Here is a 12486-nt window from a genome sequence, read left to right on the forward strand (position 1 = left end):
AGCCTCGTTTTGAGTGCGGGAAAATGAGGACAATCACGCTGTTCCATGACAGTGGTCATGATGCCCGAAGGAAAATCGTGGTAAATTAATTTTACAATATTCAATATATGTCAACAGCTAAAATAAACGGGCAACCACCTGCAATCCCACAGGAGCTACCGGGGCACGAAGAAAAATATTTCCTGGAGGGCCCCCGGTCCAGGAGCAAGGAGTTCTTCTTTTGCCTGAAGATACTGTTCGAATTCATTCGTGGATTCCGTGTACTTCATTTTGCCGGGCCTTGTATCGCGGTATTCGGGTCTGCGAGGGCAAATCCGGGTTCTGAGTATTACGAACTGGGGCGGAAAACAGGGGCCGGCATTTCCAAACTGGGATTTACAGTAATGACCGGTGGCGGGCCCGGAATTATGGAGGCTGCTAACAGAGGCGCAAAAGAAGCCGGGGGCAAATCGGTAGGGTGCAATATCAGTTTACCCAGGGAGCAAGCCGCCAACAAATACCTTGACCACCACTTTAACTGCAAATATTTCTTTGTACGTAAAGTGCTTATGTTTAAATATTCCTATGGCTTTGTGATCCTGCCAGGAGGGATCGGCACGCTGGACGAGTTTTTCGAGGCGCTTGTTTTAGTTCAAACGCACAAAATCCTGAACTTTCCCCTGGTACTCATGAACCGCAGCTATTGGGAGCCGTTGATGCCCATGTTCCACAAAATGATCAACAGTCACATGATATCTCCCAATGACCTGCAGTATATACTGGTAACGGATTCTATTGATGAAGCAATGCAACACCTTCAAAAGTATGCTGTAGCGCAGTATCATGCAAAACGGACGCAGGAATTCCGCCGGCTGGTGCTTTTAAGAGAATGACACCTTTCAATATTCCCCTTGCTTTTTATCATCTTTCTAAATTAATAGTCATGAAAAAGATAATTGCCGTTTTGGACGGCCTGAATTATTCCAGCAGTACCGTTGAATATGCCATATCCATTGCCAGCCAGGAAATGGCCCATCTGGTTGGCGTTTTTCCGACAGATATCAGTTATAGAAGTTATGCTTTTGAAGACCTGGTAGATGAATCAGGTGTTTCGGACCAACGGATAAAAGACTTTGCAGAAAAGGACAGGCGTACCAGGCAGAAAAGCATACAACAGTTTGAGCTGGCATGTCAACAGTCTGGCCTCAACCACTCACTGCATAAAGAAAATGACACTGCAATAGAGGCCGTTCTGCATGAAAGCATTTATGCTGATTTGTTGATCATAGAATCCAGGGAGGCGTTTAACAGGGTTAAAGAGGAAAAACCATCCCATTTTCTGAGTCAATTGCTTGCAGAAGCAGTATGCCCTGTGTTATTGGTCCCATCTGAATTTATCGGAATAAGCAAGTCAGTGTTATTGTATGACGGCTCGCCCTCCTCTGTGCATGCCATCAAGATGTTTGACTATACGCTTTCCAGCCTGAAGCATCTGCCGGCCGAAGTGGTTTCGGTAAAAAGCCCGAAATCTTCGCTGCATCTCCCGGATGGAAAGTTAATGAAGGAATTCATGAAAAGGCATTATCCCCAGGCAACCTACCAGGTATTGCAGGGCATTCCATGGGAAGTAATTCCGGCTTATCTGCATGGGATAGGCGCCAGTACTATTATCGTTCTGGGCGCCTACCAAAGAAACCGTTTGTCAAGATGGTTTTTTCCAAGCATGGCGGACACCTTGATGCAGGAACTACAATCTCCATTATTTATCGCTCACTGCAAATAACATTACGCTGCCTACTTTTGCCCTTCACGGACACGCTGGAATGCGTTTAGGTACCGCTGCAACTTCGAGCTGGTAAAGCCTGTATCCGGATGGAGCACCGGTTTGCCTACGGTATCCAGCAGAAAAGAGCAGTCAGTCCCTAAATTTACCTGAGACGCGCCGTGACAACCCTGGCATCCACCCATCACATAACCTTTGCCTCCATAAACGACATTCACTTTATTGTCCTGAGGGTTTCTTATCGAACTGCCTCTGAATTTGGCCAGCGTATCATCCGATTCTATCACATAATTGGCCAGGAAGTAGCTAAAGCTGGTAGAATCATTGGTGGTGGCGGCTTGTACGCCTACCAGCCTGTAATACTGCCATATTGATTTGGGGTTCCTCTGCAGTATTAAACCATGCGCCGCAGTAGTGGAGTTTTGTACCACCTGCGGTATAGGATGATAGCGCGGGTAATTCTTCACGAAAGGGCCTGTCGGATTTCCGTCTCTGTCAAGCCTTATATAACCCATGTCAGTGATATGCCCTCTGCCGGCCAAACTGTTTTGTACGTCGACCTGCTCAAAGGTAGCAAACACAAAATTCGGGAAGGTGGTGGTTTTATGGATAATATGAATACCGATCAGCGCATAACGTTTATTAACAGCCCTGAGTACACCGTTCACGCTCTCGTAGGTAAGCACGGTACGCATGACGTACCTGGTACTGTCTTCATTGGATTTCAGTCTTCTCCAGGCCGTCTTTACTTCAATGGCGCCTTCGGTGGGCCGTTGATTGTTGCCACAGGGCAGGCAAATAACCCTGCCTATCCCTTTTCCCTTCGCGGAGAAGGTGTCGCTTTCGCAGGTAGAGGTGGAGCCCTTAAAATAGGCGGAATCCGCGCTGATACTGTCTTGATTATTGATATTGCCCTGATAAAGCTTTTCCTTGGTACCGAAATTTGTCTTGATATAATTATATTCATCGCGGTTTACCTTTGCCTGGTACAGCACCTGATATTGCTTATCATTTGTAACAGACTGTCCAAATACGACACAGGAACCTATTTCATTGTTTTCATCCAGGTTGTTGAAAACGGTGGTATCTGTACCTGTGACCGGTTGGCTCCAATTATAGTAAGTATAGTACGGCACTGTATCGAATCTGCTCATCACATTGGTGGCCGGCCTCAACTCCGTCCGGTGTTTATAGGTCTCCCATACGAACAGCGACGGATAAGGGCTCTTGTCTGTTTCATACTTCCAGCCTGCATCCGGCGTTCCTCTCGAACCAGATTGTTCATAGTCGGACTTCCAATTCAGCGCAAAAAATTCATCCCAGGCAAAAGTGCAGAGGTTTTGTGGAGTAGCCTGGCCGGAAACATCATGAGGAACAGCGGAAGAAATGGTGATAGGAAATGTCTGGCTCATGTTTGCAAGCGATTCCCCTGCTGCTGCCGGCTTTCTTCGCATCAACAATATGCTCGCAGCACCTGCAAACAATACAATAAGAAAAACATACTTTTTCATGATTATTAATTGAGGGTGAGAAAGAAAAGATAGCCATGAGGATATCTGACGGGTAAACGGTTAATCGATTATTCTGAGGATATGAATATAGTAATAATGAGGTCTCGATATTGGGTCTTAATATAGATAGCAGTCCTTCCTATTAATCTGATTGACGATTTAAGGTATACAAAAATATGCAATTGAAAAAATTATTTTCGATATTATGCTACTAATGCTCCGACAGGCCAGACAATAATATAAACCGGCCGTTCACGTTTTTAGCCAGTTCTTTCGGGGACACTCCCGAAAACTTTTTGACTTCCTTGATAAAATGTGTCTGGTCTGCAAAATCCAATTCAGGAAAGAGCCTCCCCTCTTTGATCTGTTGCAGGGAAGCTTTAAAGCGGAAAATATTACAGTAGGCTTTCAGAGAAATACCGAACTGCTCGTTGAAATACCGGTTGATCTGCCGGCGGCTCCAGGCCACACGGTCTGCCAGCTCCTGCACCGGCAGCGAACCATTGGAGGCATAAATCAGGTCAAACAATTCTTTTTTACGATTATCAATACCAGGTTTGACAAGGCCCAGCATTATAGCGGAGATTTTTTTGCAGAACATGTCAAAGTCCTCCAGGTCATGCGGCCCGATGTTCCAAAATCCATCCGGCAGCCGCTGTCCTTCGTTTAATACAGCCGCCATTTTAATATCGAGCAGGTACTCGATGGCGAGCAATTTAAAACTGACCGCAAACATGACAACATTGCCGGGCACGGTACCGTGCGCCGGCTGGGTGTCCAGGCCGCGAAGCGTAGCATGAAAATCCTTATTGGCCACGGCAGAAAAAATGATATCGAACCGGCCGTCCGGCAGGACAATAATTTCTTTCGCCGCTGCTGCGTCATTCCGGACCATCCAGAAACTTTCAACAAAATCGGCGAGGCTCTTATCGGGCGGTATACTTCTCAGTTCCATGCTGCGTGATGATATATACCTAAAATTACGGTTTTATTGCTTTGGGCGGCTTGGGCCGGCACCGGTCTCCTGGCCGGCAACTGTTCCATATTCATTCATTTTATGGCGTACGAGGGAATCCCGGGGGCCTGACACAGTCACTTTCTTTTGCTGATTGCGTAATTATTCGTTATTTTAAACTGCAAAAGATCAGTATTTTTCCCTTTTAGCAGCAATCATCAATATCCTATTCACCTCAAAATTATCTAGTAAAACACCGTGAGAGAATTAGCCTAACTGTATTGCAGATACCCTGCGTCCTGTTCATAGCCTGCCATCAAGTGAATTTCCGTCGTTAATTAAATTTTCAAAATAACGTCCGGTATCAACCAACTCTACTTAACAAGCCCAAAATCAAATCTTAAAAACTATAACTATGGATTTTAAAGATGCAATTAAACAGCTGGGGGACAGAGTGACCAAGCTAAAGTCCCAGGTACTTACTGAGGAAGCGACCAAAAATGCTTTTATCATGCCATTTATCAAAGAACTAGGCTATGATGTTTTTAATCCACTTGAAGTCATCCCTGAATTTGTTGCGGACATAGGAATAAAGCAGGGAGAAAAAATTGATTATGCTATCATAAAGGACGGCGCTCCGATTATTCTGATAGAATGCAAATGTCATACAGGGCCACTCAATGTACACAACGCATCGCAGCTCTTTAGATACTTTCATGCAACCAAAGCCAAATTCTCAATTTTGACTAATGGGATAGAATATAGATTTTACACCGATCTTGTTGAACCCAACAGAATGGATGAGAAGCCCTTCTTTGTTTTTGACATCGCTGAAATGAAGGACACTCAGATTGAGGAGTTAAAGAAGTTTCACAAAACGAACTTTGATTTCACCAAAATCGTCAATACTGCCAGTGAATTGAAATACACCAATGAGTTAAAACTACTCATTTCCCAGGAGCTGAATAATCCATCGCCCGATTTTGTAAAGTATTTCGCAAGGCAAATCTATCCGGGCGTTGTTACACAAAAGATCGTGGACCAATTTACAGAGCTTACTAAAAAATCATTCACCCAGTACATCAACGATATTATCACTGACCGGCTCAAATCAGCACTGACCAAGGAGGCTGAAAACCAAAAGCTGGAGACAACAACTGTTGAAGATGATAGTCCCCTCCAGGAGGATGAACCGAAAATATTCACAACTCAGGAAGAAATAGACGGATTTTTAATAGTAAAATCTATTTTGAGACAGATCATACCGGTACACAGGATTGTTTACAGGGATGCTCAGTCTTATTTTTCTATTCTTCTGGATGATAATAACCGGAAAACGATCTGCCGCCTATATTTTAATGGCGCCAAAAAGCAGGTTGGCTTGTTTGACAGTAACAAAAAAGAATCTAAAGTAGAGATCCTTAGTCTTGATGATTTATACGCCCACTCCAGTACCTTACTGGATATGGTACGAACTTATGACAACAAGAAGGTCTCCGCAGATTCAGAAATAGAACAAAGCAGAAATTAAAACTACGAACAGAGCCCGGATTATACCAGGCTCTGTTCTTCATCATTCTTTCAGTTATCACACACCTCCTCAGCGATCTTTAAAGACAAGGCACTTCTTTTACTGCGCGTTTAAGGCTTCTTCAATTCGTGCAGGCGTTTTATCTTCGCTCGGCCGGGAAGCATCGCTGTCAAATATTTTCCCGTCCCTTCCAATGATCACGTAACGCGGAACCCCCATAATATTAAAGGCTTTTGCCACTACGCTGTTCATGCCGCCGGCTGACAACAGGTGGATGCCTTCAATTTTATCGTCCGCAATCGCTTTTTTCCAGGCCGCGGCTTTGTCATCCACACTGATGTAGAGGAACACCACGTCCTTGTTATCTTTAAATCTTTCGTGAAGTTTAGGGCTGCCGTTTTTCATCTCATAGCGGCAGGGAGCGCACCAACTGGCCCAGAAATCCATATAGATTACTTTACCGGCAAAATCCTTCAGTGTCACGTCTTTTCCGTTGATATCCTTCAATGTAAAAAAGGGCGGCACTTTGCCGGCAGCCAGCGCCAACGTCTTCCGGTAAGACTCCTGTATTGTTTTAGCGTCTTCCGGAGTGGCGCACTTCGCTACGAAATTGTCAATGGCAGGTTTCAGGGCAGTCACGTCTTTCGCCATTCCGATGAGGGTATTCAGCGTAATCGCCATGGCCATGCTGCGCACCTTTCCGATGTAATGCTGTTCAATCAACCTTAACCGCTGCATCAATACCTGAGAATATTCCATGGCACTGTCCAGCCGGCCCTGCTCAAATGATTCACGCCAGCCCAGCAGCGGAGGATAGGCCCCTCTCATAAAAATATTATAGGATTCGTTGCTGAGCAGACTATCATTCATCTCAACATTGTCCGCCAGTTTCCAGAAACTATCCGGTAGCACTTCAGACATTTTTTTCTTAAAGCCAAGATGATAAAAATACGGCGCCAGCACTACAGAGCTTAACTTCCGGTATTTCAGCGTTATGGACTGGTCCTGGTAAAAAGCAGGTGTCACCTTTTGTTTATTGGCCTCCAGTATATCGATCGATTCCTGTTCTGCATGGTCTACCATGTCATAGTATTCCTTCATCGTCATCTTAGTGGCATCTGCCGTGGTATTACGCAGCATATACTGGTAAGTGTAGTTCCATAAGACGGTGGCATTGGCAGCACCGGGACCGGAGAAGGTCGTATTGGCCTCAAAATCCGTTTTGATATTCAGTTTGTCACCCGCTTCGAGAAACAAAGGCAGCTCTCCTTTTTTAGGCGTGCTGATACCCAGTCTGACCGACTTCGGGAAAGTCCCTGTAAAGCGATATATAAATTCCCCTCCTTTATTGGGCCCGATCGTGACTACCTTTTCTCCCTCAGCTATCCACATAGAATCGACCTTCAGGGGGGCGACCCCTATGGCAATGATTGCGTCTTTCTTTTGTCCGAAGGCAATAGCTGCATACAAGCAGTATAAGGCCATTATCATACTCTTTTTCATCATTTGGTTTGCTTTTATTTTTTACAGAAATTATTTCACGGCCTGTGTACCATCCGATCAGGCAAAGCGATGGCAGGACTGCTGCTTTATACAGACAATCGGTAAACGAACGGCCCGGTTAATCAAAAAATGTAGTTACGGATTTTGCGGCATATCCGGATTGGCATTGGCGATATACAGTGGAACACGGAAAGTCAGCCGTTCCGGACGCAGTGTGTACGAGCTTTTCACGGCACCGCTCACATCATAGACGGTATGCGTGGTGCCAACCGTAGATTTATACACCGGGTCTACAGACAGGCGACGCATATCAAACCACCGGTATCCCTGCAAGGGAAATTCACGGATTCTTTCATCGAGAATGAATGTCGTCAATGCTACCTTATCCGCCGCAATAGCAGCAGGCACTACCGCTTCTTCCGCAGGCATTCTCATTGCCCGGAATGCCTCCATGTCCGCCACGGCGCCGGCAAGGTCATTCATGCGTGACTTACATTCAGCCCTCAACAGGCAGATATCCGGAACGCTTACGCCGATGTTGCTTATCCCGCCTCTCCCCCATGCCCTGAGCATACCACCAGGATAGGCATGGGTAAAATCACCAAAAGGATTCGGTGTCAGGAATGCACGGCGATAATCGCCGGGCAGATAGAGGCCAACAGTTTTAGGGCTCAGCACCACACCGGAAAAAAGGAAGTTGAAATAGTTGACGGTCTGTTTGAGAAAGAGGACTTCCTGATCGATATTTAAATTGCCTCTGGCTGGCCCTGTTATGGGGCTAACCGGCGTAAAGGCGCCGCCGGGGGCAAGCTCCTTCCGAAAATCGTACAGGCCTGCCGGGATGCTGGCACCGGGCAGGTCATTGATCGCTGCATTCAAAGATGACAATGCTTTGTCATATTGTCCCATAAAGACATACACCTTGCCCAACAATCCTTCTGCAGCAGGCCTCGACATCCGGAGGCGGTTGGTCAGCGCAACGGGCAAATAAGGCAATGACGCTGTAAGGTCTTCCACAATGAGGGTGTAGATTTCTTTTACAGTAGCGCGGGTAAATGTTGTTTTTGACACATCAGCTGTCAACACCCTGGGCACCGCCAGATCTGTAGCGGCAGTGGCTTCATTATACGGCGCTCCATAAAAATTCACCATCATAAAGTATCCCCAGGCGCGGCAGGCAAGGGCTTCGGCCTTCAATGATTGTTTCTGCGCCTCACTGCCATCTGTGGCATTCATTACTTCATTGATGACTTTATTATACTGATACACCATCTGCATGATCACGGTCCATTCCATGGAGGTGGCGTCCGGCAGATAAATATCATTTTCCCACCGGAAAGACTTCTGGCTCTCCGGCAATGTTTCACCGGTAAAGTAAGGCTCTACGCCAGCCGCCTCATCACCGGATACCAGGTGCGGCGTCACTGTGAGCGGGAGAGAGTTCAGCAGCTGATCATAGTCAGCTGTTCTTTCCGCCACCAGCACCCCCTTGGGGTTGATTTCCAGGAAATCCCTTTTACAGGCTTCCTGTGTTGACAGGACCACCAATGCTATCAGCGGATAAATATGTTTTCGGTTAAGTAGCCTCATGTCAATAGTTTTTACAGTGTTAAATGAGCACCTAAAGTGACAGCACCCTGGTTCACCGGCATAGCAGCACGGTAGCCGTACCTGGCATCATGGAATTCAGGATCGATGCCATCATGGTTCGCTTTCCACAGCATCAGGTTGGACACCTGTAGCCGAAGCGTCAATTGCTCCGCACGGATCCTTTTTATTGTGGTTGCAGGCAGTGCGTACGATAACGTGATATCGCGGACCTTAGCATAAGAGGCATCCACCACGTTGATATTACCATATACATAATAGTCGGTATTACGGCGGGCATAGTTCTCCTGGGTACTGACAAAAGAAGGTATATTGGTATGTGCCTCATCTCCCGGCTGCTTCCAGCGATTGGCAAAATCTGCATGCAAGTTGCCTGCAGTGAAATTCAGGGTTTGAATAAAACCATAACCGGTATAAGTACGGTTTACATCGCGGAACATTTTGTTGCCAATGTTGTAGGTGATATTAACATTCAGTGAGAATGATTTATAGCTGAACAGGTTAGAGAACCCTCCGCTCCAGGGTTGCTGATAAACTCCCATATATACCACATCTCCTGCTTTTACGCCAACAGGATCTTTAGTGGTGCTTTTATCATGCAGCTTCACCAAGGGGTCGCCCATTGGGTCCAGTCCTGCAAAATCATAAGCCCATAGCGCAAAGGCAGGGCGTCCTTCGATATAATTCGCATCGTGGACCATCTGCGTACCGGTGGTGTAAGGGAATTGCTGCGCCAGTTTATCTATCTTATTCCTGTTATAGGACATGGTCAGCATCGTGATCCACTTAAAATCCTTTGTCAGGATGTTACCCGTCGAAAGGGTGAGTTCAATGCCTTTATTGGTAATATCGCCGGCATTACCGAATATGGTGGTAAAGCCTGTAAGAGGGTTGACTGGCACACTTCCCAGCAGGTTGGTCGTTTTTTTCCGGTATACGTCAACGGAACCGGTAAGCCGGTCTCCCCAAAATGCGAAGTCAATACCGATATTGACGGTCTTAGTGCTTTCCCAGGTCAGATTGGGATTAGCCGGCGCGGAAACATACATGGCTTTACCGCCAGGCGCATTCCCCGAATTAAGGGCTGTCAGCACATCAAAAGAAGCGGCGCTGCCCGGGACGGGTGAAATGCCGGTGATACCATAAGTCACTCTTAGCGCCAGGTTATTCACACCTCTGACAGCTTCAAAAAATGGTTCATTACAGATATCCCATTTACCGCCTATGCTCCATACAGGCTTGCTCTGTGCTGCTTTGTTCCTGCCAAACAAGTTGCTCTGGTCTTTACGCCACGAGGCATTGAGTGAATACCGCCGGTTATAGGTATAAGCAGCATTGACGTACCAGGAGGTAAAACGGGACAATACTTCTTTCTCCGTAAAAATCGAATCCGCGTTTAAAAAAGAGCCGTTCATGGAAGACGGCATGACGGGGCCTGGCACCCCAATGGTGGTCAACTGCCGGTAGTTGACCAGCGAATAGGTCTGCAATCGTTGATCGTAGCCGTATTGGCGGTTCGTATTATAAATACTTTTTTGTTCCTGTGCTTCCTGTCCTGCCATGGCCGTCAGCTGATGCCTGCTTTTCATCCAGCTATGATCATATATAAGCTGATTCCTGACCACCCAGTTGTCCTGGTTTGAATTCGTGACCTGGTATTGTCCGCCGGCGACGGGCAGATGGTACATCGGGATACTACCGGTGGGCGTCACTTCCGTAAAATTCACGGTCTGTACCCGCTGTCGGTAGTTGGTATTATCATCGTAAGCGGTTGTCCGGACATTGCCTTTTACGTAGCCATACATTCCTTCAAACCGCAGGTCTTTGAAGAGGTTGATCGTCATGCCGCTATTGATGCGGGCAAGCGAGCCATTACTTTTTGTGACGCCGGTATTGATATCTTCTATAGGATTATAATTCAGGTTGATTTTACCGGCGGCTTCCATACTTGCTCTGGCCTCTTCGCTCAGATAGCCCATATAGGGCATATCGATGCTTTTGCCATTACCGTCCCTGAACAGCTGGTAAGGCAGGAAGCGGGCATCAGGCGAAACAGCACGGTTGGAAGATGTCACCGTGTTAGTGATATCTGTCAGCAAAAAAACTTTCAGGTATTTATTGAACTTAAAGTCCTGACGGGTATTTACTTTATACGCATTGTTGGAATTGCCCGGCGTATAATCGGTGGTACCGGTATATGCCACAGATCCATAAAAAGAGTATTTGCCGGAGCCGCCGGCAACAGACAGCGTATGGTTCGTCAGCCTTGCAGGGCGGTACCAGCTGTCTTTTATCTGCCGCAGGTTACTGATATGGGACAGACTGTCCAGTTTAGCGTTACCTTGTGCGGCTGTCAATATTCCTCTGTACATATCGTACAATATTTGCCTGTCGGGCGATAGCCCGGTAGGATTATCATTTCCCGGGTCATAGGTGGTGGCCATGCCATAGGGCCGGTTAACCGGATCAAAGGTTTCTTTCGATGCCTGGATATATTGCGCGCTGTTCAGCACAGGGAAATAACTGATGTCCGGCTTGCCTCTGAAGCTGACAAACCCGTCGTAGTTTACACTAAGGCGTTCATTGGCATATCCTTTTTTTGTGGTGATCACGATAACACCATTGGAAGCACGGGCGCCCCAGATAGAAGCGGCAGTAGCATCTTTTAAGACACTGATGCTTTCCACGTCCTGCGGATTAACAGAAGACACATCATTGAGCGGCATGCCATCTACCACGTACAACGGATTTTTATCCGCATTGATCGTACTGAGACCGCGCACCTGGAAGGTAGTCCCGTCGGCCACGGCGTTAGGCGAATTATTGATCACCAGTCCCGGTACGAGACCTTCTATCCGTTGCAGGATATTCATGCTGGTGCTGCGGTCCTGGGCCACCCCCATATCAGGATTGGAAAAAGAGCCGGCGCTGCGTTCCTTTGATATCTGCTGGTAGCCGGTATTGACAGTAACAGTCTCCAGTTCCGTAGGATCTGCTTCCAGCAGAATAACAGCGCCATCTGCTGTGTTGAGGACGGCTGCATCCGTCACTTTTTTCTCAGCCCCCACCAGCGCGAGTGTGCCAGAGGCGGTTACCGCCACTGTAACAGGACGAAATCCCAGATAGGTGATGTTCAATAAATCATTTTCCTTTACGGCGATGGTGAACCTGCCATTAGCATCCGTAATGGTGCCATTGTTGGCCCCGGCCACTCTGACAGATACTCCCGGCAGTGGCGTGCCTTCAGCACTGCGCACAATTCCCTTTACCGGGGGCACAACCAGTACAGTCGCTGTGGATAAGGATTTCCGGCTGATAATAATGGACGTGTTTTTAATGATGAACACCAGCGGCTGGTCCCTGAATACATCCTTCAGGAATGTTTCCAATGGTTGGTTATTGGCGGCGATGGTAACGGGAAGCGCGCTTTTCAGCACCTCATCATCGTACAAAGCCACAAAGCCGGTTTGTTTTCTTACTTCTTCCAGCACCGTTTCAAGTTTTATTTTGCTTCCGGTGAACGTTATTTTCTGGGAGAAACTCCTGGCAGAAATGTGCAGGCAGCAGACAAACATAAAAATCGCGATCAGTTTCATCACTCGCAACATTAGGTGGA

The 12486-nt window shown here is 47.0% G+C and carries 8 protein-coding genes; 3 read left to right on the forward strand and 5 right to left on the reverse strand.

Annotated elements, in window-relative coordinates:
• Positions 1-107: 107 nt before the first annotated feature.
• Positions 108-872: a TIGR00730 family Rossman fold protein gene (locus HGH92_RS03275; protein ID WP_168869321.1), complete on the forward strand. Its 765-nt coding sequence runs from the start codon at positions 108-110 to the stop codon at positions 870-872.
• A gap of 50 nt (positions 873-922) precedes the next feature.
• Positions 923-1762, forward strand: coding sequence for a universal stress protein (locus tag HGH92_RS03280; RefSeq protein ID WP_168869322.1), 840 nt, complete (start codon positions 923-925; stop codon positions 1760-1762).
• A gap of 11 nt (positions 1763-1773) precedes the next feature.
• Here HGH92_RS03280 and HGH92_RS03285 read toward each other — a convergent pair whose 3' ends face one another.
• Positions 1774-3273, reverse strand: coding sequence for a hypothetical protein (locus HGH92_RS03285; RefSeq protein WP_168869323.1), 1500 nt, complete (start codon positions 3271-3273; stop codon positions 1774-1776).
• Positions 3274-3484: 211 nt separating this feature from the next.
• Positions 3485-4228, reverse strand: a complete 744-nt coding sequence (locus HGH92_RS03290; RefSeq protein ID WP_168869324.1) for a helix-turn-helix domain-containing protein — start codon at positions 4226-4228, stop codon at positions 3485-3487.
• Between the two features lie 415 nt (positions 4229-4643).
• Between HGH92_RS03290 and HGH92_RS03295 the strand changes: the two genes are divergently transcribed.
• Positions 4644-5759, forward strand: coding sequence for a type I restriction endonuclease (locus HGH92_RS03295; protein WP_168869325.1), 1116 nt, complete (start codon positions 4644-4646; stop codon positions 5757-5759).
• Between the two features lie 99 nt (positions 5760-5858).
• Here HGH92_RS03295 and HGH92_RS03300 read toward each other — a convergent pair whose 3' ends face one another.
• From HGH92_RS03300 to HGH92_RS03310, 3 genes are all read right to left on the reverse strand, one after another.
• Positions 5859-7244, reverse strand: coding sequence for a TlpA family protein disulfide reductase (locus HGH92_RS03300; RefSeq protein WP_168869326.1), 1386 nt, complete (start codon positions 7242-7244; stop codon positions 5859-5861).
• 153 nt (positions 7245-7397) lie between these two features.
• Complete coding sequence (locus HGH92_RS03305; protein WP_168869327.1) at positions 7398-8852, reverse strand: RagB/SusD family nutrient uptake outer membrane protein; 1455 nt, start codon at positions 8850-8852, stop codon at positions 7398-7400.
• Between the two features lie 11 nt (positions 8853-8863).
• A complete protein-coding gene (locus tag HGH92_RS03310; protein ID WP_168869328.1) occupies positions 8864-12466 on the reverse strand; it encodes a SusC/RagA family TonB-linked outer membrane protein in 3603 nt (1200 codons plus the stop codon).
• Positions 12467-12486 lie beyond the last annotated feature (20 nt).

The organism is Chitinophaga varians, assembly GCF_012641275.1.
In the GTDB taxonomy this organism is placed as follows: Bacteria; Bacteroidota; Bacteroidia; order Chitinophagales; family Chitinophagaceae; genus Chitinophaga; species Chitinophaga varians_A.